Source organism: Nonomuraea sp. NPDC050328, from assembly GCF_044459405.1.
GTDB lineage: Bacteria > Actinomycetota > Actinomycetes > Streptosporangiales > Streptosporangiaceae > Nonomuraea.
In genome coordinates, this window is the sequence record NZ_JBITIW010000019.1 from 78,221 (window position 1) to 103,102 (window position 24,882).

Annotated in this window: 21 protein-coding genes and 4 pseudogenes; 16 read left to right on the forward strand and 9 right to left on the reverse strand. The window is 68.1% G+C overall.

Features of this window, described 5'->3' with window-relative positions; translation table 11 throughout:
- The first annotated feature begins 108 nt into the window (after positions 1-108).
- The 4 genes from ACIBG7_RS42785 to ACIBG7_RS42800 all read left to right on the forward strand — a co-directional run bounded on the left by ACIBG7_RS42785 (position 109) and on the right by ACIBG7_RS42800 (position 3,147).
- Positions 109-996, forward strand: a complete 888-nt coding sequence (locus tag ACIBG7_RS42785) for a LysR family transcriptional regulator (RefSeq protein ID WP_397340011.1) — start codon at positions 109-111, stop codon at positions 994-996.
- Positions 997-1,042: 46 nt separating this feature from the next.
- Positions 1,043-1,312, forward strand: coding sequence for a hypothetical protein (locus ACIBG7_RS42790; protein WP_397340012.1), 270 nt, complete (start codon positions 1,043-1,045; stop codon positions 1,310-1,312).
- A gap of 239 nt (positions 1,313-1,551) precedes the next feature.
- Positions 1,552-1,971: a MarR family winged helix-turn-helix transcriptional regulator gene (locus ACIBG7_RS42795; protein WP_397340013.1), complete on the forward strand. Its 420-nt coding sequence runs from the start codon at positions 1,552-1,554 to the stop codon at positions 1,969-1,971.
- A gap of 435 nt (positions 1,972-2,406) precedes the next feature.
- Positions 2,407-3,147, forward strand: a complete 741-nt coding sequence (locus ACIBG7_RS42800) for an integrase core domain-containing protein (RefSeq protein WP_397340014.1) — start codon at positions 2,407-2,409, stop codon at positions 3,145-3,147.
- On the opposite strand, the gene ACIBG7_RS42805 is transcribed toward ACIBG7_RS42800, so the two are convergent.
- Positions 3,137-3,541 (reverse strand): RidA family protein, encoded by a 405-nt coding sequence (locus ACIBG7_RS42805; protein WP_397340015.1) that lies wholly within the window; start codon positions 3,539-3,541, stop codon positions 3,137-3,139. The two genes, ACIBG7_RS42800 and ACIBG7_RS42805, sit on opposite strands and share 11 nt — an antisense overlap.
- Positions 3,542-4,061: 520 nt before the next feature.
- On the opposite strand from ACIBG7_RS42805, the gene ACIBG7_RS42810 reads away from it, so the two are divergent.
- Together ACIBG7_RS42810 and ACIBG7_RS42815 are read left to right on the forward strand one after the other, a co-directional pair.
- Positions 4,062-4,418 (forward strand): winged helix-turn-helix transcriptional regulator, encoded by a 357-nt coding sequence (locus ACIBG7_RS42810; protein ID WP_397340016.1) that lies wholly within the window; start codon positions 4,062-4,064, stop codon positions 4,416-4,418.
- Positions 4,419-5,247: 829 nt separating this feature from the next.
- Positions 5,248-5,865: a DUF1345 domain-containing protein gene (locus ACIBG7_RS42815; RefSeq protein ID WP_397340017.1), complete on the forward strand. Its 618-nt coding sequence runs from the start codon at positions 5,248-5,250 to the stop codon at positions 5,863-5,865.
- 204 nt (positions 5,866-6,069) lie between these two features.
- Here ACIBG7_RS42815 and ACIBG7_RS42820 read toward each other — a convergent pair.
- Positions 6,070-7,305: pseudogene (locus tag ACIBG7_RS42820) on the reverse strand (IS110 family transposase).
- A gap of 1,293 nt (positions 7,306-8,598) precedes the next feature.
- Positions 8,599-9,820 (reverse strand): annotated as a pseudogene (locus ACIBG7_RS42825) (IS110 family transposase); the annotation flags it as partial.
- A 1,045-nt stretch (positions 9,821-10,865) separates the two neighbouring features.
- Between ACIBG7_RS42825 and ACIBG7_RS42830 the strand changes: the two are divergent.
- The 5 genes and pseudogenes from ACIBG7_RS42830 to ACIBG7_RS42850 all read left to right on the forward strand — a co-directional run.
- Positions 10,866-11,654, forward strand: a complete 789-nt coding sequence (locus ACIBG7_RS42830) for an alpha/beta fold hydrolase (RefSeq protein ID WP_397340018.1) — start codon at positions 10,866-10,868, stop codon at positions 11,652-11,654.
- Positions 11,655-12,206: 552 nt separating this feature from the next.
- Positions 12,207-12,659, forward strand: a complete 453-nt coding sequence (locus tag ACIBG7_RS42835; protein ID WP_397340019.1) for a DUF6192 family protein — start codon at positions 12,207-12,209, stop codon at positions 12,657-12,659.
- Between the two features lie 28 nt (positions 12,660-12,687).
- A pseudogene (locus tag ACIBG7_RS42840) lies at positions 12,688-13,167 on the forward strand (DUF6192 family protein); the annotation flags it as partial.
- 27 nt (positions 13,168-13,194) lie between these two features.
- Positions 13,195-13,647, forward strand: a complete 453-nt coding sequence (locus tag ACIBG7_RS42845) for a hypothetical protein (RefSeq protein WP_397340020.1) — start codon at positions 13,195-13,197, stop codon at positions 13,645-13,647.
- Positions 13,648-13,678: 31 nt separating this feature from the next.
- Positions 13,679-14,483 (forward strand): annotated as a pseudogene (locus ACIBG7_RS42850) (IS5 family transposase); the annotation flags it as partial.
- 1,042 nt (positions 14,484-15,525) lie between these two features.
- Here the strand turns inward: ACIBG7_RS42850 and ACIBG7_RS42855 are convergent.
- Positions 15,526-16,224: a hypothetical protein gene (locus tag ACIBG7_RS42855; RefSeq protein WP_397340021.1), complete on the reverse strand. Its 699-nt coding sequence runs from the start codon at positions 16,222-16,224 to the stop codon at positions 15,526-15,528.
- Between the two features lie 187 nt (positions 16,225-16,411).
- Here ACIBG7_RS42855 and ACIBG7_RS42860 point away from each other — a divergent pair, with 187 nt between their 5' ends.
- The gene (locus ACIBG7_RS42860; protein WP_397340044.1) at positions 16,412-17,056 is read left to right on the forward strand and encodes a TetR/AcrR family transcriptional regulator; all 645 of its coding nucleotides are present in this window, start codon (positions 16,412-16,414) and stop codon (positions 17,054-17,056) included.
- Here the strand turns inward: ACIBG7_RS42860 and ACIBG7_RS42865 are convergent.
- Together ACIBG7_RS42865 and ACIBG7_RS42870 are read right to left on the reverse strand one after the other, a co-directional pair.
- Positions 17,031-17,480, reverse strand: a complete 450-nt coding sequence (locus tag ACIBG7_RS42865) for a hypothetical protein (protein WP_397340022.1) — start codon at positions 17,478-17,480, stop codon at positions 17,031-17,033. The genes ACIBG7_RS42860 and ACIBG7_RS42865 overlap by 26 nt on opposite strands.
- A gap of 485 nt (positions 17,481-17,965) precedes the next feature.
- On the reverse strand, positions 17,966-18,145 hold the full coding sequence (locus ACIBG7_RS42870; RefSeq protein ID WP_397340023.1) for a hypothetical protein: 180 nt from the start codon (positions 18,143-18,145) through the stop codon (positions 17,966-17,968).
- Between the two features lie 140 nt (positions 18,146-18,285).
- Between ACIBG7_RS42870 and ACIBG7_RS42875 the strand changes: the two genes are divergently transcribed.
- On the forward strand, positions 18,286-19,710 hold the full coding sequence (locus ACIBG7_RS42875; RefSeq protein ID WP_397340024.1) for an FG-GAP and VCBS repeat-containing protein: 1,425 nt from the start codon (positions 18,286-18,288) through the stop codon (positions 19,708-19,710).
- Positions 19,711-20,013: 303 nt separating this feature from the next.
- On the opposite strand, the gene ACIBG7_RS42880 is transcribed toward ACIBG7_RS42875, so the two are convergent.
- A complete protein-coding gene (locus ACIBG7_RS42880) occupies positions 20,014-20,118 on the reverse strand; it encodes a WD40 repeat domain-containing protein (protein WP_397340025.1) in 105 nt (34 codons plus the stop codon).
- A gap of 9 nt (positions 20,119-20,127) precedes the next feature.
- On the opposite strand from ACIBG7_RS42880, the gene ACIBG7_RS42885 reads away from it, so the two are divergent.
- The gene (locus ACIBG7_RS42885) at positions 20,128-20,478 is read left to right on the forward strand and encodes a hypothetical protein (protein ID WP_397340026.1); all 351 of its coding nucleotides are present in this window, start codon (positions 20,128-20,130) and stop codon (positions 20,476-20,478) included.
- Between the two features lie 161 nt (positions 20,479-20,639).
- Here the strand turns inward: ACIBG7_RS42885 and ACIBG7_RS42890 are convergent, their stop codons facing one another.
- Entirely contained in the window at positions 20,640-21,137 is a 498-nt protein-coding gene (locus ACIBG7_RS42890) for a hypothetical protein (protein ID WP_397340027.1), read from the reverse strand.
- A 247-nt stretch (positions 21,138-21,384) separates the two neighbouring features.
- On the opposite strand from ACIBG7_RS42890, the gene ACIBG7_RS42895 reads away from it, so the two are divergent.
- Positions 21,385-21,588, forward strand: a complete 204-nt coding sequence (locus tag ACIBG7_RS42895; RefSeq protein ID WP_397340028.1) for a hypothetical protein — start codon at positions 21,385-21,387, stop codon at positions 21,586-21,588.
- A 73-nt stretch (positions 21,589-21,661) separates the two neighbouring features.
- Here the strand turns inward: ACIBG7_RS42895 and ACIBG7_RS42900 are convergent, their stop codons facing one another.
- Positions 21,662-23,434 carry a protein kinase gene (locus tag ACIBG7_RS42900; protein ID WP_397340029.1) on the reverse strand — a complete coding sequence of 591 codons (1,773 nt, stop codon included), beginning with the start codon at positions 23,432-23,434 and terminating at the stop codon, positions 21,662-21,664.
- A 734-nt stretch (positions 23,435-24,168) separates the two neighbouring features.
- Between ACIBG7_RS42900 and ACIBG7_RS42905 the strand changes: the two genes are divergently transcribed.
- Positions 24,169-24,792, forward strand: a complete 624-nt coding sequence (locus tag ACIBG7_RS42905) for a PadR family transcriptional regulator (protein ID WP_397340030.1) — start codon at positions 24,169-24,171, stop codon at positions 24,790-24,792.
- Positions 24,793-24,882: the final 90 nt, after the last annotated feature.

The following is a 24,882-nucleotide window of genomic DNA, read 5'->3' on the forward strand; positions in this document are numbered from 1 at the left end:
CGTCGTCGGCGGTCGTCCGCCTGGAACAGTGTGAATGGGACGTATGGCCACGAACAATGGTGAAGTTCTCACCCTTCGGTAAGGTGCGCTTACCGAAGGGAGGTGCCGGTGAACTGGCAGGAGCTGGAGACGTTTCTGACGCTGGCCGAAGAGCTGCATTTCGGTCGCGCGGCCGACCGTTTGCACGTGTCGCGCGCCCGGGTCAGCCAGATGACGCAGGCCCTGGAACGCCGTGTCGGCGGCGCGCTGTTCGAGCGCACCAGCCGCCGGGTGGTGATGACCTCGCTGGGCAGGCAGCTGCGTGAGGACCTCGCCCCGCACTGTCACGGCATCCTCGAAGCCCTGGCCAAGGCCTCGGACACCGCGCGCGGCACCGGCGGCGTGCTGCGCGTGGGATTCTCCAGCCCGGCGGCCAGCGAGCAGGTCATGCTGGTCGTCAAAGCCTTCCGCGCGTCGCACCCGAGCTGCGAGGTGCAGATCCGCGAGGTTCACCTGTCCGACCGCTTCGGTGCGCTGCGGCGGGGCGAGCTCGACCTCCAAGTGGTCGAGCTGCCCGTGGACGAGCTCGACCTCACCGTGGGCCCGGTGCTCCTGCGCGACCCGACCGTGCTCGCCGTCTCCGCCACCCATCGCCTGGCCGGCCGTACCTCGGTCTCCGTCGAGGACCTCGGAGGTGAGAACCTGCTGCTCATCGACGGCATGCCCGGCTATTTCCGCGCGCGTCACATGCCCGATCGCACCCCCGCCGGACGCCCGATCCGGCACTCGGTCATCACCAAGTACTGGCAGGAGCTGCTCGCGCTGGTCGCGGCGGGTGACGGCGTCACGATCGCCGCTGCCCAGGGCACCCGCTACTACCCACGGCCCAACCTGGTGTACGTCCCCTTCCACGACGTCGCGCCGTTCGAGTACGCGCTCATGTGGCGTACGGCCGGCGTCTCCGCCAAGGCCCTGGCGTTCTCCAGAGTGGCGGCACAGACCTGCGACTCCCCCTGATCACTAACCAACAACAGCGCCACCGGTCTGCACTGATCGTGCCCCCGTGTACGGGGCCTTCTATTGTGAGCTGTATCTGACTTTGATCCGGGTGTTCAGCTGGCTGGTGTTGCTGGGGCGTGGCCAGGCGTCCAACGATGTCGAGATCATGGTCCTTCGCCACGAGGTTGCGGTGCTGAAGCGTCAGGTTGTGCGGCCGAAGCCGGACTGGGCTGATAGAGCGCTCCTGGCGGCGCTGGCCCGTTTCCTGCCGCCGACGCTGCGCGCTCATCGGCTGGTCGCCCCGGGCACCTTGCTGGCTGGCATCGGCGTTTGATCAAGTGCGCATGGACATATCCACACCGTCGCCGGCCGTCCCGGAGCCAGTAAAGAGGTCCGGGATTTGGTCTTCCGTCTGGCGCGGAGAACCCGAGGTGGGGGTATCGGCGGATCCATGGTGAACTGGTTCGGCTCGGTGTGCGCCCAGCTCTTGCTCCGTCCAGCCGTGGACCGGGAGGCCCACCCATGCACGAGACAGTCGCCGTCCCGCTTGAAGCGTCAAATCATCGTGGGAGTATGAACACCGACGAGCCGAACTGGCTGGACGACGAGGAACAGCGGACCTGGCTCGCCATGGTTGGCATGCTGGTCAGCCTCCCCGCCGCCCTGGATGCCCGACTCCAGCGCGACGCCGGCATCTGCCACTTCGAGTACCAGGTCCTCGCCGGGCTCTCCATGTCCCCCGAGCGCACCCTGCGCATGAGCGACCTGGCGGAATTCGCCGAAGCCTCCCTCTCCCGGCTCTCCCACACCGCCAAGCGCCTGGAGAAGAAGGGCTGGCTCACCCGCACCCCCGACCCCGACGACGGCCGCTTCACCCTCGCCATCCTCACCGACGCCGGCTGGGACAAGGTCACCGCCACCGGCCACGTCGCCGAGGTATGCCGCCTGGTCATCGATCCTGTACTGCCTCAGAACTCATCGCGTAGTGCTTGATCTGCGGTTTTGACCTCTAGGAGCCGCGCAGGCAAGATCGCGATTTGTGTCGGTGCGTCTGCTGTCTCTGACCTTGATCCGGGTGTTTGGCTGGCTGGTGTTGCTGGGTCGTGGTCAGGCTTCCAAGGATGTCGAGATCATGGTGCTCCGCCATGAGGTGGCCGTGTTGAAGTGTCAGGTCGTCCGGCCGAGGCCGGACTGGGTCGATCGCGCGCTTCTCGCGGCCTTGGCCCGCTTCCTGCCGTCGGGGCTGCGATCTCATCGGCTAGTCACCCCCGGCACTTCGTTGGCCCGGCATCGTCGTTTGATCAGACGCTCCTGGACCTACCCCCACCGCACCGGCCGTCCCGGAGCCAGCAAAGAGGTCAGGGCGCTGGTCCTTCGTCTGCCCAGGAGAATCCGAGGTGGGGGTACCGGAAAGTCCACGGCGAACTGGTGCGGCTCGGTGTGCAGGTCAGCGCGGCGACGGTGCGGCGGATTCTGCGTCCACCCCAACAGCCGCCGGCGCCACGAAGCTTCGACACCTCGTGGCGGACGTTCCTGCGCCTGCAGGCGAAAGGACTGTTGGCCTGTGACTTCTTCCACGTCGACACGATCTTCTTGAAGCGCCTGTACGTGTTGTTCGTGATGGAGGTGGAGACCCGACGCGTACACATCCTGGGCGTTACCGCCCATCCCACCGGAGCCTGGACCGCGCAGCAGGCCCGCAACCTGCTCATGGATCTCGGGCACCGGGCTACCTCGTTCCGGTTCCTCATCCGAGACCGGGATGCCAAATCCACCGCCGCCTTCGCTCAGCTCTTCACCGACGAGGGGATCACGGTGATGAAGACGCCACCGCGGACACCTCGGGCCAACTGCTATGCCGAACGCTGGGTGCGCACCGTCCGAGCCGAATGCACCGACCAGATGCTGATCTACGACGAACGTCACCTGAGATCGGTCCTGGAGGAGTACGCCGAGCACTACAACAACCATCGCCCGCACCAGTCCCGCCAACAACGCCTACCCAATCAAGACGAGCACGTTGTTTTGTCCCGCTGGAAGGCCGGATTCAGCGCCGCAGGGTGCTCAGCGGAGCGAACAACGAGTACCACCGAGCAGCCTAGCCAACCCAAAGAAACACCAGCTCAGGCCATGTGTACGAAGTTTGAAGCGATACACTTTAATCGATGATTGCGGTGACCTCGGCCTCAATGAGAATGCCGGGCTCAAAGAGGATATCGACCCCGATCAGCGCGAGCGGCGGCGTAGCGGTATCGAACTCGCGGTCTGCCTGCTCGATGCCCGCGTTGAAGGCGTCGTACATTTCTCTCTTCCAGCCTGCGGCGTACCACGTAAAGCGGACGACGTCGTGGAACGTCGCTCCTGCCGCGTCCAGCGCCTTGGCGACGTTGCGGTAGACCTGGGCAACCTGTCCGGCGAGATCGCCCGGCGCCACGAGGTCGCCGTTCTCGTCCCAGGCGACCTGTCCCGCGATGTGGACCTGCCTGCTTCCCGTCGCCACCGCGACGTGGTGGTAGATCGGGACTCGGACATGCCCGTCAGGGTTGATGAGCGAAACAGCCATGAGATCTCCTCATTAGTCTTTCGTCTGGTTGGGTGAGCCCAAAGGCGCAGTTGTTCAGTCGAGGATTGCGAGGGCTTCGATCTCGACCAGGTGGCCGTGGATGTCTAGCGCCGCAACGCCCAGCAGTGTGGCCGGTGGGACCGGAAGCCCCCGGTTTCGCGGGCCGCGCACGAGGTCTCTTCCAGGAGCAGGGGCATCTTGTCGCCGCGAGTTCACATTCGCCGGCCATGATCCCCCTCGGGATCCCAGGGCGCCTGCCCGGCGACGAAGATCAGCCCTCGTCCCTACGCGATCGGCACCTGTCGTTAGACGTTGATCTCGGGCAACCCGCTGGGGTTCGCCAGGGTGATGACCATGCCGTCTGTCTCCTTGCCCAGCACTCGCGGGTCCGCGTCCGCCGGACCAGGACACTTGTGCTCTCTTGTGGTTACTCAAGAACCATAGGAGAGTGTGCGCTGACATGGAAGAACGCACTTTTCAGTGACGGGGGAACCTGATGGTGACCAAGCAGTTCAGCGGCTTGACCGACGAAGCGGACCTGAGGCGCGCGGACTCCCTGGCACGAGAGATCTTCTCGGATGTCGCCAACAAGTGGGCGTTGCTGATCATCGAGGCTCTGGGGCAACGCACCCTGCGCTTCACCGAGCTGCGGAACGAGGTCGAGGGCATCAGCCACAAGATGCTCACCCAGAACCTACGCATGCTGGAGCGCAACGGCCTGGCCGAGCGGAAGGTGCACCCCACCGTGCCGCCGCGGGTCGAGTACACCCTCACCGAGCCGGGTCAAGCCCTGCGAGCAACGGTCGACCTGATCTGCGGTTGGACCCACCAGTACTTCGGCCACATCGAGGGCGCCCGCCGCCGCTTCGACGCCTGACAGCGTGGGGCGTACGAGCGACGCAGTCGACCACCTCGTCGGGGCGCTCCGCCCGTCCGTGTGAGAAGCGTCCGTGCCTGCTCATCGGACAAGAACTCAACCGGCATCGCGAACCTCCGCCAGGTCAACATCAAGACGGATCAAGGCTAGGCTCGCGGGTGACCCTGGCCGACTGGATCCTGGTCTGCTCCGAGCGTTAGGGAGTCGTGATCGACCTGCAGAGCCATCTGTCCACCCTGGCCTGGAACAAGGAGACCCTGCCGCCGCCGCTGCTGGAGCTGGCCGCCGACGTCCTGGAGCACCTGTTCTCACCCGGCGCCCTCCCGGCTGCCGCCCAGGCCCGCCCGTTCCACGAGCACTACGACGTCTTCGAGAGCGTCACCGCGCTACGCGCGCTCGCCGCCCGACCGGCCGACCTGCCGACCTGCCGACGCCGACACCACGCGCGAGATCATCTCGGGGATCACGCGCGGCGACCTGGACACGGCCCGTGGCGTCGACGGGTCGGCCGGCGGCCCGTACTACTACAAACTGAACAAGGAGGTCGAGGCCGCCCGGCCCCGGCTCGGTGCCCGCCTGATCGCAGCCGTCGACGCCATCGACGCCTCCTGACCTCCCGTCTGCTCCGAAGGGGCCCGGCCGTACCGCCGGGCCTAAGGAGGGAGTTGGCGGGGATCGGCCCGGCTTTCCGGGCTCCCTTGATGCCCTTCGGTCCGGAACGAGGCCATGACTCCCCTGTATCCCAGGCGCGGGCCGGCTGGGCGGTCCATTACTCCGCCTTGGTATGTCACACCCCAGGCTGTGCCCCAGACTGGGACAAGCTGCGAGGGTGGACCTGCTCAGACGGACGATCTACTGGATGGCACGGTTGATCGAACTGGCTCTGGTCGGGCTTGGGCTGTACGTCGTGCTCGGTCCTGACCGGAACCGCCTCGCCATCCTGGGCCTGTGGGACGTCCTCGCGATCGTCTACCTCGCCGCCGGTTTTCTGGTCCTGCGCAGGTCACGGTTGGACGTCACGCCGCGTCGCCGGCCGGCGGTTCCATCCGTTCTGCCCGGCCTGCGGCCCGATTTCCTGTTCGCCGCGACGGCCAGCGCGGTCGGAGTTCTGGCCGCCGTCCTGACGATCCTTATCAGGCACGACCAGGACGTTCAGCTCGTGGGCGGCGTCGCCATGATCAGCTCCTGGCTACTCCTGCACGTCGGGTACAGCGGCATGTACGCCGAGGTTGACGAGCAGCACGGCGGCCTGGCCTTCCCCGGCGACGCCGCCCCCGGCCGAGTCGACTATCTGTATTTCTCCTTTTCCATCGGCGCCACGTTCGCCGCCTCCGACGTGTCGGTCACTACCCGCCGGATGCGCTGGCAGGTCATGGTCCACAGCGTCGTGTCGTTCTTCTACAACGCCGCTGTCATCGCCATCGCCATCGGTCTGCTCAAGCCCTGAGAGGACGGGCTGGAAGTCAAACATGACAACTTCGCTGGGCATGACCTCCTCCGTCGCCAAGACCAGCCTCGAGGACTTCCGCGCCGAGCTGGCCGCCATCGACGCCGAACCCCCGACCGCCAACTAGTCCACTCCACGCTCAGCCGCTCTCGGCCCCTCACAACCCACAGACCTTCACACCGAGACCTCCGATAGCCCAAGGCGTCAAGCGGCGGCCGCCGCTGGCTGTTCGGGGAAGGCCTTGGCGATGTCGTAGGTCTGGCCGGTGCTCAGACAGTGGAACAGCTGTCCGAGCATCCGGTTGAACAGATGCCGCAGGGCGGCCCAGTGCCGATCGCCGCGTTCGCGCCGCTGGTCGTAGTGCTGGCGGGCTGGCGGGTGGTTGACGATGGCGCTGAACGCCCAGGTCATCCCCGCGGCCGTCAGCCTGTTGTTCTTCACCACTCTTCGGGTGATGGTGAGGGTTCGCCCAGAGGCCCGTGTGATGGGAGCCGACCCCGCGTAAGCCTTCAGGGCGCGGGCGTCGGGGAACCGTTGGCGATCGTCGCCGATCTCCGCCAGGAGACGGGCGCCGTTGAGGTCGCCCACGCTGGGGAAGCTGGTGATCACCCGGTAGTCGGGGTGCTCGCCGAAGGCCTCAGCGGTGGCGGCGGCGAGTTGGTTGGCGTTGGCGCACTCGGTCTCCAAGACGGCCAGCAGGGCGCGGGCGTGTTCGCCCATAGCCTTCTCGACGCGCGGTGGTTGCCGAAGCTGCGGGCGCTTGAGCGCCTGCAGCAGCTCGGCGGCGAGTTCGTCGACGCGGCGCTTGCGCCCGGCCCGGCGCAGGGCGGCCGCGATGCGGGCGCTGGTGAGCTTGAGCGCGGCGGCCGGGGTGGGCGCGATCGCCACAGGACCGCCCGCGCTTCCTTGCTGGCCAGGTTCGTTCCGCCGGTCGCGAAGGCGCCCAGGAAGCTTGGGTAGAACTCCCGCAGCAGCGAGCGCAGCTCGTTGGATGCCTTGGTTCGTCGCCAGGTGGCGTCCTGAGCAGCGCGGGCCAAGACTGCGATGGCACGGGCCAGCTCGCTGTCGGCCGGCAGCGCACGATGGGCGTGGGCGTCGGTGCGCAGGATGTTGGCCAGGGACATCGCGTCAATGTGGTCGGACTTCTTGCGGGCCACGCTGTGGCGCTCGCGATAGCGCGCCACCGCCATCGGATTGATGGCGTAGACCGGGCGGCCGGTCTCCCGCAGAGCGGCGACAAGCAGACCGCGCGGCGTTTCGATCGCCACAGGGATCGGGGCGTCAGCGTTGTCGCCGGCCTCGGCGAGCATCGCCAGCAGCTCGCCGAACCCCTCCACGCTCTCGGCGATCCGCCGCTTGGCCACCCAGCCGCCCGTCCTGGTCAACCAGCGCGATGTCGTGATGTCCTTCCGCCCAGTCGATCCCGCAGAACACCCTCACCCGTTCACTCTCCTGTCCATCCCTCCCACGAACTCCAACGGTCTGGCCTGGTCAAGACCCTGGCGAGAACGCGCGGCACCCTAATAACAAGGCTCGATGGCCTTCCCTCCGATTGAGCCGTTCGCGATCCCAGCAACCCGCACGACCTCCGCTCTTGGGGAGAGCTCCATGGCTCAGCACATGCGAGGTTTGCGCCGTGCGGGCGGGCTCGAACCACGATTAGCAATCTGCCTGCACTCACCGCCCCGGGTGGCCCGAACACACCAAAAGACGTCACGTCGTCTCCATGGCGGGCCCGGGCCACCGGCGCCGTCTCACGTCATCCCGTCTCGGTGCAGGCCTCGAGGGCCACGGCATTACCAGGTCTGCGCGAGTGCCGGCACTGCCCGCCAGGCGTACGCAGGGCGAGGCAGCGGCTTTATTAGGCATTACAACGATGACGGCGTGCTGCCAACGCCTGTCGCGTGTGCTGCCAGCCGTGTCGCGCTCAACGACGGGACCGCTCGTTTCGTCCCGGACGGAAGCCATGATCACCCCGGAGCAAGTTAGTGCATAAGTCAGAGTTACGCGGTTCTACGAGCCGGGGCGCCCGCTCGCAGCATCGCAGAGGCATGATCGAGGCGTTTTCTCCCTGCGCCACACAGGAGGCCCGTAGATGGCCCGTCGACGCCCTCGCCAAGCCGTAGCCCGGCCCCACAGCATCGGCCCTCTACGGCTGTCTGACAGCGAGCTGGAGACCATCGAGGCAGCGGCCGAACTCGACGGCCTGTCCGTCGGAGCCTTCGCCGCGGAGGCCGCCCGGGCCGTCGCCGAGCGCGGCTACTCCCTGCCGCTCACCCCACGCGAGCAACTCGCCGAGGTGATCCAGACCCGCATCGCGCTGACCGGGTCGAGCGGGGCCTGCGAGAGGTGGCGGCCGCGCTCGACCCGTACGGCACGCCGACCTCCTGGCCGAGATCGCCACCCTGCACCCGCGCCTGGGCCCGGCCGCCCGCCGGGTCGAAGCCGCCGGCGACGCCATCGCCGAAGCGCTCCCGCGCCGTCGCCGCTGCCCCCTCCGGCACACACCCCCTCCCCCATTTGTCCAACCGTCTCGTCTCATCTCCTCGCGCGCGTCTGCACGCGTAGGGGCACACACTCCGACATGAGACACCCCTTGGACAACCCGCCTCGGGCCCCTCCGAGACCAAGATCCTTTTCCGTCGCGTACCAAGACATCCGATCTGCCCAGTCGTCAAGCGGCGATCGGGTCGTGACTGCGGAAGGCGACTTCCTCGTTGTAGGCACGCCCTTCTGGAGGCAGTAGTGCAGGCAGCCGAGCATGCGGTTGAAGGTGTTGCGCAGGGCGCTGGAGTGCCGGTCTCCGTTCGCGCGTCGGCGATCGTAGTGCGAACGAGCGCCGGCGGATCGCAGAGAGGCGAAGGCCCAGACATACCCGGCGGCTGCCAGGCGCTGGTTCCTCACCTTGCGGTGGTGGACGACCAGGCTTTTGCCCGAGGCCCGGGTGATTGGCGCGGATCCTGCGTAGGCCTTGAGCGCGCGGGCGTCGGCGAATCGGGCGCGGTCGTCGCCGAGCTCGGCGAGTACGCGGGCGCCGGTGAGTTCGCCCAGGCCGGGGAAGCTGGTGACGATGGCGGCGACCGGATGCTGGGTGAAGGCCTCGCCGGCGGCCTGGGCGAGCTCGTCGGCAGCGCGGCAGGCCGCGTCCAGCTGGAGCAGGATGGCCTGGGCCTATCGGCCAAAGGCTGCTTCGACGGCGGGGAGTTGGCGAAGCCGTTCTTCGCCGAAGTAGGCCTGGAGCTTGTCGGCCCACGCTTCGATGTTGCGCTGGCGGCCGGAGGATCCAAGGAGCGCGTGCAGGCGACGGCTGGTGAGTTTGGCGGCCGCGCCCGGGGTGGGGGGCGGCGGCGAGGATAGTGCGGGCCTCGCGCGAGGTCAGGCCGATGTTCTTAACCTGGAAGACCTTCAGTGCGGCGGGGAAGTACTCGCGCAGCAGGGAACGCAGTTGGTTGGCAAGCTGCTGGCTGTTCCAGGCCGCGTCCTGCTGGGCGCGCGCGAGGACGGTGATGACCTGCGCCAGTTCGGTGTCGCCGGGCAGCGGCCGGTGGTGGTCGGCATCGACACGCAGGATGTTGGCCAGGGTGAAGGCGTCGGCGTGGTCGGACTTCGACCGGGCTACCGTGTGGCGCTCGCGGTAGCGGGCGACGGCCATGCCGATCTCAAGTGGATTGATCGCGTAGACCCTGCGGCCGGTGGAGCGCAGGCAGGCCACCAGCAGGCCGCGGCTGGTCTCGATCGCGACGGGGATGCGGGCGTCGGGGCGGTCGCCGTGTTCGGCCAGCAGCTGGATCAGCGTTCGCCAGCCGTTGACGTCGTCGCTGATTCGGCGCTTGGCCACCAACTTCCCGGCCTCGTCGACCAGGGCGACGTCGTGGTGCTTTTCGGCCCAGTCGATCCCGCACGTGATGGTCAACGTGACTCCTTCGTAGTGTTCGTCCTGGTGAGAGCCTTGCAGGGGCACGCCACGCCCTAATGAGAGAGCTCGACGGCTCGACATCCGATCAGCAGTTCATGACCCCAGCCGGCCACCGGCCCGCGCACTGCGTGAGGGCTCGACGGGCCCCGGTATGAGTGGGCGGCGACTCCTGTGACTGGCTCATGGCACGATCCTGGCGACCATGTACAAAGGCCGGTGATGGTGGGGTGGAGCCGAGGTGCACTGCCTTGGTAGAGGGCTCGGGGCCCGGTATCTTCATAGGCTTTCACTCGGCTCCTGCCCGCCATCACCGGCCTGCTCAGCCCTGCTAGGTGCTGCCTGCGATGGGGAGTCTGGGCTCCAGTCCGAGTCGAGACATCAGCAGGGGAGAGCCGGGCCTTCTCGACATCCGCCGAGGGGCTCGGGAAGTCATTAGGTATCTTCATCGTCCGGGACGAAACGAAGGCGAGACACACCCCCTGCGGCAGGCATGGCCGACACTCCCGCGATGCCCCTCCGTGCCGGGGACACGCGCACGTCGTCGCTACCGGGCAGCAACGCGACGAGCCTTCTGGAAAGGCTCCAGAAGGCTCGTAGGAATCATGCCGAGTGGGCTATTTACACGGCTTAATTCCCGTATCAGCCGCCCATCCGGCGATAACTCTCTGCCTCCTTTCGGTGGTGTGTCCATGAAGAATCTTCAGGCACGGCTCGATCTGTGGTTCCAGCCAGGTCCAGCTTGCGCCAAACCGGATAAGAGTGACAATTGCGGATCGTGTAGTAGACGATTTTCATAGCGTAAGTGCCTGTGTCACAACCAGTAGTGAGGCAGCGTGATCACACAGTCTCGAGGCCCAAGGACGATGCGCCATGGATGAGGCCGACGGCTCCTCCGAGCGATTTCACCGTCTCGATCGGGCTGCATGAGGCCCTCCTCGTCGCGCGCATGGTCGGTATCTCGAACCCCGCCGATGAGTTTCCACACCGTCATGGGTCTACCCGTCAAAGCAGCGTTGCTCGCACCCACGGCGGTGGCACACGTAGCCTTCGGCTGGTGGGTGAGGCGAATGAAAGGACCCCCTTGATGGACTTCGTGACCTCCCAGGATGGCACCCGCCTTGCTTTCGACCGCTACGGCGACGGCCCGCCGCTGATCTACGTCGGTGGTGCTCTCAATGACCGCCGCTCCGGCGTAGCGGTTGCCGAACCACTGTCGTCACGTTTCACCCTGTACTACTACGACAGACGCGGCCGCGGTGACAGCGGAGACACTCAGCCCTTCGCCGTTGAACGCGAGATCGAGGACCTCGCAGCCCTCATCAGCGCTGCCGGCGGCCAGGCAGCCGTGTTCGGCATCTCTTCCGGTGGCGCCCTGTCCCTGCGGGCTGCCGCAGCGCTCGGACCCGGTGTTATCCCCCGCCTGGCCGTCTATGAGGTTCCCTTCACCGACGGCAGCCGCGAGGCCCTCCAGGAGCGTGCCACCTACGCCGCCGACCTGGCCGCCCTTCTGGCCGAAGGCCGCCACGGCGATGCCGTGGCACGCTTCATGAAGCTGGTCGGCACGCCCGAAGACGTGATCGCCCAGATGCGGACCGCCCCCTTCTGGCCCACCCTGGAGCCCTTCGGGCCCAGCCTCGCCTACGACTCCGAGGCCGTCCACGCCTCCGCCGGAGGCGCCATTCCCATGGAGGTGATCAAGGCCGTAGAGATCCCCGTTCTCGTCATGGACGGCGGAGCCAGCCCGCCCGCGCTGCGCGATCCTGCTCGCGCCCTGGCCGCCGCCCTGCCAAACGCCCACCATGAGACCATGCCCGGTCAGACCCACGACGTCGCACCCGAACCCCTGGCGCGCAGCCTGGCCGCCTTCCTTTAGTACCTTCTTCTAAGCCCGATGGTGATCATTGGTTGGGCTTGTGGCTGGTGAGGGCATAGCGTGCTGCGACGTCTCAGGTTTTGGTTGAGGCGTGGGTGGTGAGGTGAGTCTGCGGGCATGCCGGAACTGCGGGGCGGTGCTGCCGGACTGGATGCGGCCGCAGGCGGTGTTGTGCCGCGGGGCGTGTCGCGCGCCGTACTGGCGGTGGACTCAAGAAGCCCGAGCACGGATCAAGGAGATGCCGCAGGAGGCGCCGGCGGCCCTGGCGGTCTGCCCTGAGTGCCAGACGGAGGGGCTGGCAGGGGTGGATCTTCGTGCGGATGCGGTGATGTGTTCGGCGAAATGCCGGACTCGGGCCTGGAGGCGCCGGAAGAAGCGTTCCTGAAAGCGTCACCGTGACGGATTCTCGTACGTTTACTTGTGACAGCTAGCGTCGCTTCTCTCCCTGCTGAGATACCTCTATTACTAGGGCATTGTGACCATGAGTTATGGGGTTGAGACTCTCGGTTCGAACGGTTCGAACGGTTCGATCGGGCGAAGGGAGAGGTACTCATGGACAGCACGACCAACGCGAGCACCGGAGTCACCCTGCACACCGACACCGACACCGGCACGGCCGCCGGCCGGGTGGGCGCGGTGAGCCTGGAGCGCTACGAACAGCTCGTGGCTCGTATCCTGGAGATCGACGAGCAGCACATGGTCGCGCAATCCGAGACCGGCGACGCGACGCTGGAGATCGTGCCTATCCAGCCCGTCGGCGGCTCGCGCCCGCACACCGACCTACTGGTCGGGGCCGAGGTCTGGCTGCAGCGCCTGTCCGACGACACCCGCATCCCGGCCGCGACGCTGGAGGCTCGCCGATGGGTCTCCTCCCGCTGGCCGGCCCGACACCGCCAGCGCGGCGTCTCCTACGCCGTCCACAAGATCCTGGCCTCGATCAACGACGACGAGCTGCGGTGGGAGAAGATCCTCGACCCGCCCCTCAACCAGCGCACCCGGACGTAAGGAGTGGACCGAGGACGCGGCCAAGCGCGTCGTCGGGCACAAGGTGAACCACCCGGTGACCACGGAGGAGAAGGTGCAGGCCATCCACGACCTGGTCGTCGACGAGCAGGTCGCCTCCGCCATCGCGACCGACCTGCTGCGCCGGCCGGACGTCGCCTTCAAGGCCATGACCGACCGCGTCGCCCGGGGCGCCGTCAACCGGGCCCAGTTCGAGCACTCCCGGCAGATCGTCGAGCGCAACACGCCCCCGGCCGCCGCCCGCAGCCTGGGCGAACTGCGCACCCGCGGCGAATTCCTGTCTCTGGTCACCGCGTGCTCCGCCTTCACCGCGGCGATCAGCCGGACGATTCCTACGCTGGCCGACGTCCAGCTCCGTGACGCCGAGCAGAACGTGCTGCGCCAGCAGGTCGCCAAGGTCCGGGCGACGGCCGACTGGCTGGAGACCGTCCTGGACACCGGCAACGTGAGCATGGACGACCGCCTAGCCGCGCTCCTGCGCGGCGAGTGACCGGCCGGCAGAAGATGGAGGCATGCCATGCCGAAACCAGACCGGCCACGTCTGGCCCGCGGCGGTCGCACCCTGTCGGAGACCGTCTGTGGTGACCGGGTCTACTCCGCGTTGATGGAGGCGCGCCCGGCCGGGCTGCCCTTCAAGCAGCTCGTGGTGGCCACCCAGATGTCAGCCCATCACACCCGCAAGGGCCTCAACTACGTCAAAGACGTCCCGGCCCTGGAACGGAAGACGCCCTTGATCTGGACCCGCAAGCATGGCTTCCAGCTCTCCGACAACCCCTCGGACTGGATCGCCTTCGAGGTCGAGGCCCTATCGGCCGAGCTGACCCACATCACCCGCACCACGAAGCGGGTGTTCGCGCCGCACGCGGCCGCCCGGCCCGACGACGCGTTCGCCGAACTCGCCCTCGACTACATCTGTGGCATGAAGGCCGGGCTGACCGGCATCATCGCCGCCGGAAAGAACATCCGCTGACCGAACCATTCCGAGGGGAGCACGACCTGCGATGCGCCGGCGCCGCTACCCCTCCGACACCACCAACGCCGAATGGGCACTGATCGAGCCCCTCCTGCCGATCCCGGCCTGCCAGACCCCCAAAGGCGGCAGGCCGGAAGCCCATCCCCGGCGCGAGATCATCGACGCCATCCGCTACCTGGTCGACAACGGCTGCAAATGGCGCGCATTACCTGCCGACTTTCCGCCCTGGCGCACCGTCTATGGCTTCTCGCCCGCTGGGCTCACGCCGGTGTCCTGGATTCATCCGCGACCAGCTCCGTGAACGCATCCGCACCCGCGCCGGACGCTGCCCCCGACCCGTCACCGCGATCGTCGACTCCCAATCGGTCAAGGCCGCCGAGACCGTCGCCAAACGCGACCGCGGCTATGACGCGGCCAAAAAGATCAACGGCACCAAACGACACGTCATCGTGGACACCCGCGGCCTGCCGGTCCTGACGATGGTCACAGCCGCAGACTTCCCTGACCGCGCGGGGGCCCGGGAACTGCTACTGCGCCTGCGCCTGGCCCACCCTCAGCTGACGCTTATCGGAGGGACTCGGCCTATTCCGGCGAGCTCGTCACCTGGGCTGAACACCGCCTGAGGTTCACTCTGAAGATCGTCAACCGGCCGCCCGGCAAACCCGGCTTCGTCGTGCTCGCCCGCCGTTGGATCGTCGAGCGCACCCTGTCCTGGCTGATGCGCGCCCGCCCGCAACTGCCGCGACTACGAACGTCTGCATGCCCACAGCGAAGCGCATCTCACCCTGGCGGCCATCACCCTTATGAGTCGGCGCCTGATCCGCCGATCGCCCCGACGAACGATCACAGCGGCCTGTTAGCGTCGCGCGAAGGCGTCACACCGTGACACCTTCAAACGCGAACGGCTAATCCGAACGCGAAGAACGGGCCCGCAACACGATCAACCGCGCGGGCGGATCACCGTGCCGCTCTCGCCACGCCGCCGTCCGGCAGCGGCTGGAGCAGAACTGAGCGTCCACCCGCTTCTGCAGCGTGATCCACCAACTGCGCCCGCACACTGGGCACGTCGCCGATGGCCGCTGCTTGGCCATGTCTCGGGACGCAGGCCCCCGCCTCAACCCGTTGGCCACGATCTCGGCCAGAGCCGCGTCATACTCCTCACGCCGCCGGCAGCGGGCTCGCCAGCTGTGTGATCGGCAGGCCGACGAGCAGAAACGCCGTGACGACCGCGCTGTCACCGCCAGCTCGGTCCCACAGCCCTCGCACACACGGACATCGGCTCGCCGACCCACAACGCGATTCTCACGCGCTGTCACAGCCCTCGCTAGGGCCTACCACCTTGAGAAACAGGCACTCAGCGTACGCCGCATCCCGCCCACCCACATTCCTCTACGCCAGGCCCCGAGGCGGTGTATACCCCTCCCCTGCCTCTAGCGCAGGGAGACGGGGATAGGTGAAATGCGGTCGACACCAACCAAAGGCGAGCAGCCCGAGCTGACCACAACGACCGCTCGGTCCTGCCATCTCAGCGACAACAGGACCTGCGCGGTCAGGCATGGCGTGTGATCATCCTGCGGATAACCCACGCACTGTCTGGTTACGCGTCGAGGGAACGCCAAAGAACACGTTGTTCGGATTGCTGGCGTCAGGTTCCGAAGACGTCCGCGCTAATACCTGAAGTCGTGTGCGTTGATGTTGCATAGGACACTCCGGGCACCGTCCCATCTGGCGCTGACGTTGATGCCGCTGCTGCCGTGCTGACCGACCTGATCGCTGGACAACTCCGAACCGATGCCCGTGCACTGGCGACTGATCAGCGACCAGGCCGTGCTGAGCCATCCCCGCGTGATCGCCACCGCGGAGATCGGATTGGTCTCACAGTCCTTGTTTGCCGGTGGCCCAGTACGGCTTGGTGGTGATGGCGCGGCGCGGCAGGATCCCGCGGTCGACGAGCGTGCGGCGTTGGCGCTGGAGGGATTGGGCGTGGCCGAGCAGCAGCGCGCCGTCGACACCGGCGAGTTCGCCGTTCGCGGCGCTGTGTTCCAGCCAGGTCTGGAGCGCGGCGCCCGGTGCTTGTCCGGCGGGCAGGAAGCGGTGTCGGGGCCAGCGCTCGGCGAGGAGTTGCAGGGCGTCGGACGGCGCTTCGATGACGACGATGTCTTCCGCGCCGGCGTAGGCGTCGATGGTGCCCAGTGTGCAGCCGTCGCCGAGGTAAAGGCGTGAGGTGCCGTGTTCGCGCAGGGGCCGGTAGCGTCCGGTCAGCACCGTGACCTCGGTGCCGGCGCGCAGGCCGCGGATCCAGCGGGTGCCGGGGCCGCCAGCCTGGGCAGCGCCCAGGATGGTGACGTGTTCGGGGTCTTGTGCGTCCACCGTCCACAGGGTGTAGCGGCGGCCTTGAGTGGGGGTGACGCGGACCTGGATCTCGTGGCCTGGGTGCCAGCCGCCGGGCGGCGCTTCGGCGCGTAGGCCCACTTCGACGAATCCCGGGGCGGGTTCGCCGCGGCCGAGAACGTGTGCGCGACGGCCCATGAGGGATTCGGCGAGCTTGCCGATGAGTGGGGGCGCCTGAGGCATGGGTGGTGTCCTTTCCGGTTGATGCGGTCGGTAGGCCGGCATCGGGCCGCCGCGCCGGGGAAAGTTCGACTGGCGATGGGTGACCGCCACGGCCGTTACGTCCGTCGGGGTGGGGGGACATGCCTGGCACACTACACCGTTTAGTGTAGTACTACACCGGTCGGTGTAGGTTTGTGCCGTGGACAACATGGCGGACACCGGCAAGCAGGTACGCGAAGGGTCACAAGCGAAGAGGGCGGCCATCGTCTCCGCCGCCCGCGAACTGTTCGCGCGCCAGGGGGTGGACGGCGTCAGCATGGACGCCGTTGCCGCCCACGCGGGCGTCTCCAAACGCACCGTCTACGACTACTACGGCGACAAGAACCGCCTGTTCCTCGCCATCCTGTCCGACACCTCCGCCGCCCTGAACGCCTCCGTCCAGCACGCCCTGGACCGCCACCTGCCCACCGGCGGAAGCATCACCACAGTCCCCGAACTGCAGAACGCGATCACCGCGTTGGTCCTCGAACTCGGCAGGACGCTCGTCGGCTCCGCCGACTACGCCGCAGCGTTCGCGCTCGTCGCCCAGCGGCGCTGGCGGGAGCCGGGCAGCCGGGACGACCTCGTGACCGTGTCCGCCGAAGACGCCCTCGCCGAACGCCTCGCCCACTTCACGAACGCCGGACTCTTGGACACCAACGACCCGCGAACGGCTGCCTCCCACCTGGCCGCCCTGACCATCCTGCTGGCCTACAACGACCAGCCCGACCCCGCCACCGCCGACCACGACCGCATCCGCCAGATCATGACCGACGGAGCCCGAGCCTTCATTCGCGCCTACGCCGCCCGCTGACCCGATCCCCCGCGCGGCGCGTCACCGGCCTGCGGACGGACGCGATGCTCGCTGTCGCGGGTGACGGCGTGGAGCACGCCAGGTCGGTGATGGAGGCGCATCCGATCAGGACGAAGTCGCAGCCGACGCCGAGGATGGCCTCTGAAAGGATTTCTCGGTGGAGGAACTCGTGGCCCTGGGCGGTCGGCCGTGCCGTACGACTCCAGCGAAGCGTTTCATAAACGAACACCTGTGAAACAGCGCCTCCGGCTGTGCACGGCCAGGGCGGCCCGAGGTCGAGGTCACCGGACAGCAGCTCGACGCTAGCACGGCGACCGGTCAGGAACAGCGGGCCGGTACGGCGGCCGTCCAGCCGGGCGGTGGCGGTGCGCCAGACGATGACGTCGGCGGCACCCTTTGGCGCGGACCCGGACGCGGCGATCACGGCGGGGGGACGCTGGAGCAGATCGGCGCCCTGTGCGGCTCGGGCCGCCGAGCGGCCTGGATGCGCCGAAACCGCCTCCGAGCACGCGCACAGGTCTTTACGCACTTAGGGCAGCTGGCCGCCCCCTCTATGTCAAGCCGTGGGCCGCAGGTCTTGCCGAGCCCATTCCTCGAAGCTGGTGAGCGAGAGGCCGAGGTCCCTGGCGTACTGCGGGCGGGCTGGCCCGCTATGTTCATCCACTCGTGTGAGGTACCCATCGCCGGCATTCCGGCGGCAAGTGCCTGCTGCTCGATCATGCAGCGCGATGGCCGGGAACGCACGTCGCCGGTGAAGGTCGGGCCGCCGAACTGCTCTACGGCCACGTCGTTCTGTCTGGAGATCGACTGGTGACCCGACAAAGGCGCGTTCAGCATCTCCGCCTCAACACCAAGGGCTGCCGGCAACCGGGCCAGCAGGGATCTGACGTCTCCTGCTCGTCCAGCAGCTCAACCCACCCAGCGGCCGTCGACGGCCCGGTCGGCCTTGCCGTACCAAGTGTGCGGCCCCGGCCAGTCGACCGCAGCGAGTGCCGAGCTGGGCGGACCGGTGGCCACTGGCCGGGGCAGGCCCGCCTCCACCTCGAGCTGCAGCCACCGCATGGCGCTGCGGACCTCCTGCGTGACCACCGCTCATGAGTCCAGGACGAGGCGTCCAGAGAGGCGGCCGGCGCGGGGCCGCCGGCCCGGGAACCGGCGGTCCCTACATCCGGCCCGCAAGACCATTCGCATCCAACCGCTTCGCAAGACGCAGCATCGATCATGCTCGCATGCAAGCGAACAAGATCGCCTGGTCGGCCGCGCTGCTCGCGCTGACCACGACATTCACCTCCGTTGCCGCACCCGCGTCCGCCTCAGCCGCGCCGATCGCCTACAACAGCGACTTCAACGGCGACGGCTACAACGACCTGGCCGTGGGCATGCCGTCCTACCCGGCTGTCTCAGGAAGCAGCAACACCGGCCTGATCACCGTCCTGTACGGCGGCCCGGACGGTTTCACCGGGCACTCCCACCTGCGCCCGGAACCCGGCTGCATGCTCTACTCGATCAACACTCCCTGCTCGGGATGGGGCTTGGCGCTGACCGCGGCCGACACCGACGGCAACGGAAGAACCGACCTGATCTCCAGCGGCTATCGATCGCGTCAGATCCACTCCTGGACCAGCGGCAACGACACCACCCGCCAGCTTGAAACCGGCCCCAACCACATGGAGTCGCTGGCCTTCGGGCTGGCCGACCAGGGCGACCTGCGTCCCGACATCGTGGGCATCTACCGGTCGGGCTACAACCAGGCGCTCGGCGGCTGGTACAACGGCGGCGCCTTCGAGGCCAACAAGCTCAGCCCCACCCGTTCCCTCACCGCCCGGTCCGCGGTGATCGGTGACATCCACGGCGACGGGGGACTGGAGGGCATGTGGGTGGGCTGGGACTCCCTCGCCAACACCGGCACCCACCTGTGGTACAGCGGCGACCTGCGCAATCCGTCCCCCGATCCGCACGTCATGGGCAGCCCCCAGGCGTGCGAGGCCGCACCCGGCACGACCAGGCTGGCCTGCCCGAAGCCCGACTCCAAGCTGGTGCTCGGCGACGTGAACGGCAACGGCTACCGCGACCTGATCATGGTCACTCCCAGCACCGGCACCATCAACGTCTGGTACGGCGACAAATACGGCGCCGGCATGTACGGAGTCGGCTTCACCGCTCGCGACCTGACCTGGCTGACCAGCCTCTCGCCGAGCGAGGGGAGCCGTACCCCGAGCCTGGCCGCCGGCGACTTCAACGGCGACGGCTCGGCCGACCTCGTCATCGGCCTTCCCTACGCCACGGTGTCCGGCGTGGACCGGGCCGGCGCGGTCGCCCTCATCCCCGGCTCGCCGGTCGGCCCTGCCCTGTCCCGCACGCAGATCATCACCCAGGACGGCATCGCCCCTCCCGGCGCCGACCCCACCGGCGACCCGGTCAGCGAGCAGTCGGTCTCCGGCGACGCCTTCGGCCTGTCGGTCTCGATCATCGACCTCACCCGGGACGGCAAGGGCGAACTCGTGGTGGGCGCGCCCGGCAAGAACGCCTTCCAGGGCATGCTGGCCGTCCTGCCCGGCACCGCCACCGGCATCCCGGCCGGCGGCCAGGTCGTCCATGCCGCCGCGGCCGGGCTCGGCGAGGCCGGCCGGTTCGGTTACGCCCTGCTGCACTGAGCCGTCCGACTTACCGCCTGTGGCATGTCAGTACCTCACGCACCGTTCGGCAATCATTGGAGGCGAGTGATCATTTCGTGCCGCAAGGCAGGGAACGCTCCGGCGTTGCATGATCATGCAGAATCGCCTCCGAAAAGCGGACATCAGGGCATAAATCTTCGATTCGTTCATGCATGGGATTAGCTGTCTGCGTTTGCGCAGGTCAGCCTTATGCAATCCCGGGCAGAGCGGATTCTGGCTGGTGTCGACCTCGGAGGGGGCGCACAGCGCTTCGCCACCGCCAGCCCCCTTCGCTCGTAGAGATCACGCACCGTGCCTATCTGCTCCCGCCTTCCAGACCCGGACTGCGCCGTCGCCACTAGCGCTGGCCAGCAGGTGACTGTCAGGGCTCCACGCCACCGCGTTCACCGCGCCGTCGTGGGCGGTGAGTGGCTGGCCTTCTTCGCTCCCGACAACCTGCCGCGCCAGGTCCTGGCCGGACAGAGCGACCTCGACGAGCTCCAGGTTGACCAGACTCTGGTTCTGCTGGTCTCATACAGCCTCACCACCGTGAGCACCCAAGACGTCCCGGACGCGCGAGCGTCCGGCGGCGGAATGAGCGGTCAGGCCGTAGCGGGCCGGCTCATCCAGGCGCCGCAGCGGGGCACCGCAGCCTCCAACTCCAGCCGGCCGAGCTCAGTGCTGCTGCGCCCGCGCCTGGTCCCTGCGGCCCGCCGGGTCAAGGCCGCCGGTGACGTCATGCCTGAAGCGCTCCCCCGCCGCCGCTGACCCTGGCACGCTCCCCGCCCCTCTCCACCTTTGTCCAATCGTCTCGTCTCATCCTTCGCGCGCGTCTGCACGCGTAGGGGCACGCGCTGAGACATGAGACAAAGCCGTTGGACAACGGGCCCGGGTTCCCTCCGAGACCATGATCTTTTTCCGGTGCGTACCTAGCTGACGCAGTCTTGGGTGCTGCTTCCCAGAGCCACCCCGGCGACGATGCCGTCCTTCTCGGGGAAGAACTCGTAGTAGGCCTTCGGGTTGCCGGGGACGGAGACATAGGGCCGGCCGGTGTCCAGCACGAACTTCAGCCGCGGGTAGGCCTTCTTGACCTGCTTCATCGTGGAGCCGATGCCGATGCCCTCAGGGGTCTTGACGCCCCTGGGCGCGAAGATGACCGCGACGCCGACCTTTTTGGAGATGTACAGGCCCACCCGGGACTTGCCGGTGGGGTGCGCCCTGAAGTACCACCCCGAGCATGTTCCCCCAGCGGCGGTCCGCTTGCGCGCCACCTTTCCGGTTGTTTTGGCCTTCTTCGCGCTCATCCCGAGCTTGACCTTGCCGTACCCGTAGGGTCCCAGCGTGGGCCGAGCGTCCTGAGCAAGCGCGGGCGTCCCCGAGGCGAGGAGCGCCCCGCCGGCCAGCACCGCGACAAGCACCTTCTTCATGACGGCCCTCCTTCTCTACTCGCGAGCCGTACGCCTCCTTTGGACTGACGGCCGGGAGAAGAAGTTCACCAGATGAAACGTCTGGTATCGCTCGCTGAGAGCGGCCTCACGATCGCCATGCGCTGGATGCTCGAGGAAGGGAGCTGGGGGCGATCGACGGTCCGGTAGCTGACGCGGTCGACGGACCCGAGCGTCGTGATCGAGCGCAAATATTCTCTACCACTCTCGAGGCCGGCCCGCCCGGCCGGTGGCCACCGACCGGCTCTACACGGTGGCGTTCGGCTCGGACGGCCTGCTGGCCTCGGGCGGCGTCGACGCCACGGCGCGACTGTGGGACATCGACCCCGAGCGGGTCGCGCGACGGGCCTGCGCACTGGCCCACCCCGCGATCACTCGGCCGCAGTGGGAGCGACACCTGCCCGGCGTGCCGTACCAACCGCCCTGCCACTGAGAGCCGCACCAGGCGCTTCGCGAGTCGAGTCACCCACCTGGCACCCCTTCAGGCGGCTCGGCGATGAGGGAGGTCATCTCCGCACTCTGAAGTCACGGAATTCGGCGAGGACATCGAACCCGGCCAGACCGACCCGGCCCACGCCTTCTGGGTCGACTCCGGGCACCTCGCGCCGGGACACCTGCCGGCCGTCCAGATAGAAGGTGTAGGTCGAGCCCTTCCTGGTCACCTTGAGCGTGTGGAAGTCATCGGGGTCGAAGCCGAACGGCCAGGAGATGCGCTCCCAGCTGAACGCGCCCTTCTCCATCACCAGGACGGTGAGCTTGCCGTCCGCGGTGAGCGGTTCGACGTAGTAGCCGATGTCGTTGCCGGGCTCGGTGTTGGAGAACAGCAAGCCGTACTTCGGAGTCTTGTCCCGGCGGCCGTACTCGAGCAGGCGCGTGCGGACCGAGAGCGTGAAGCTGGTGCTCATCGGCCGCTTCGTCCACATCAGGAACCCCCAGCCGGGGCCGGTGGGTTCTTGGGGGTATCCGGTCAGCTTGGCGCTGCGTGGGCCGGTGATGTCCCACTCCGACACGTCACCCCTTGTATCCCAGCGTCCAGACGCTGCAGGGCGTCGGGTGGGGGTGCCCGTCGGGGTGGGCGTGGGAGTGGCGGCCGGCGAGGGGGTCGGGCTTGTGCTCGGGGTGGCCTTCCGGGCGGAAGCCGGCGGGGTCGTACCGGTCGGCGTGCCGGGCGCCAGCGTGGCAGGAGCCAGCGGGGCTGAGGCTGACAGGCCGAGCGTGGTGGTGGCCGCTGGGTCTGCGACGGCGTGCGGCCCGGTCAAGGGCGCCGGCCACAGGACGTAGGCCGCACCCACCGCCACCGCCACCCCGGCCGCCGCCGCCGCGGGCCGTCCCCACTTGGTGGTACGGCGGGCAGCCTGGTCTGGTCTGGGCGCCGCCGGTGTGGTGTCACGGCGAGAAACCCCGGCTTCGCCCGGGCCGCTGTCCCCGTGAGGGCCACTGGGCACGCGGTCCCGGGGAGGCGTCACGGGTGCGGCGGCTGGAGAGCCGTCCATCAGCGCGTGCCAGGCCGTCTGTGCGTCAGGGCGCAGCGCGGGATCCTTCTGGAAACACGCCTTCAGCACGTCGTGCAGCGGCTCACCGATGGCCTGGAGGTCAGGCTCGACGGTGAGGACCCGGTGCATGACCGCAGGGACGGAGTCGAGACCAAAGGCGGGCGAACCGGTGGCGGCGTAGACCATCGTCCCGGCCCACGAGAACAGGTCCGAGGCGGGCCCGATCTGCTCGGCCCGAATCTGCTCGGGCGACATGTACCCGGGCGAGCCCACCACGCTGCTGGCGGTGACGGAGGAGGCGTCCAGCGCCCTGGCGATGCCGAAGTCGATCACCCTGGGCCCGTCAGCGGCGAGCAACACGTTGGAAGGCTTGAAATCGCGGTGCACGATGCCCGCCCGGTGGATGGAGATCAGCGCGGTCATGGTCGCCACCGCGAGCCGTACCAGATCGTCGCCGGTCAAGGGGCCACGCGTGCGTACGGCCTGCTGGAGGGAGACGCCCTCGACCAGTTCGGAGACGATGTACGGCACCGCGCCCGCGAATCCGACGTCGAGCACGCGTGCCGTACAGAACTGGGCCACCCGGCGGGTCAGCTCGACCTCACGCTGGAAGCGCTGCACGGCGGCGGCGTCACCGGCGAAGCGGGCGTGCAGGACCTTGGCCGCGATGGCGGTGCCGTCCGGCGCCCGTCCGGCGAAGACGGAGCCCTGGCCGCCCTCGCCGAGGAAACCGAGAAGCGTGTAGGGGCCCAGCGCTGTCGGATCCCCCTGGCGCAGTGGCTGCATGAAGGGGATCTTAGGATGAATCAGGTACGAACCAGCGCCGGAGCCGGCATTCCATCAGATCACGCAACGCGCCGGGATGGCCGGTGGCGATGACGGGCCGATCAGGTTCTGCGTGAGATGACCATGAGGTATTCGCAGGGCGCGTTCGTCTCGCGACGGTGAGGGTCAGCCCGGTGGAGACCTGGGCGGGGAGGTGATGGACGATCATCTCTGCCCCTCCCGCGCCCGCGGCCGCTCGAAGCCCGTTTCCGGGTCACGGGACGAGTGTGGCTGCGCATGACCACGGCCACCCGGACGCGGCGGTGTCCGGCGCTCCGATCAGGTCCGAGAGCGACGCGTCGAGCGCGAGCATGTGACCGATGTGGCCACATCACCCACCGGCACGAAGACCACGTGAGCGGTTTGATCGCGCCGGATGGCTCCGAAGCGTTCGCCAGCCTCGAGCGCGCGTGGATCGGCGCGGGCGACCTCTCGGTGTTCACCGGGCGGCTCGAGCCGATCCACGACCGGGTCGAGCCGGTGTCGGCGTGTGCCGCTCTGTCCGGCGCCGTCAGAGGAAGCCGTTCCTTAGGCAGGCGATGGCGCCCAACGGTGCCGGGGCCGGCGGGGATGCGGACACTCCCCCGCGCTCCAGCGGGCTGGTCCGGCAACCGCCACCGCTGGCTTCGCCGAAATCGGGTAGTTGACATCGACTACTCGGGGACTGATAGTTGATCCTGACTACAGGAGCCCCGATGCCGAAGCCGCGCAAACCCGCGAACCTGCTGGCCCTGGCCGTAATGTCGTACCTGAGCTGGCGGCCGATGCACCCGTACGAGCTGAGCCGTACGCTGCGGGACCACGGAGACGACCGCAGCATCAAGTTCACCCACGGATCGCTCTACATGGTGGTCGGCCAGCTCCTCAAGGCGGGGCTGATCGCCGAGGTGGAGACCAGCCGCCAGGGGCAGTTGCCGGAGCGGACCGTGTACAGCCTGACCGAGGCGGGGCGCCTGGAGCTGCGCGACTGGCTGCGCGAGCTGGTCGAACAGCCCAGGCACGAGTATCCCGGCTTCGTCGCGGCACTGTCGCTGATCGGGGCGCTGCCTCCGGACGAGGCCGTGGCGCTGTTGCGTGGGCGGCTGGAGCGGCTGGCCGAGCGGCGCAAGGAGACCGTGGCGCTGATCGACGGCACGCTCAGCTCCGGCCTTCCGGAGCTGTTCGTCATCGAGGAGGAGTACCGGCTCGCGGTGCTCGACGCCGAGATCGCCTTCGTCGAGCGGTTCGTCCGCCGCATCGTGGAACCCGGGACGGGCTGGCGCGACGCGTGGGCGCGGGCGCACGGCCGCTTCGCGACAGGGGGTGGGCCGCCAGGCTGACCCGAAAACGATCTCGGCCGAGGTGCGGGAACACCACGGCCGAGGTCGCCTCGTACTGATCCCGCGGGAACGGAACCGGTCGCACGAGAT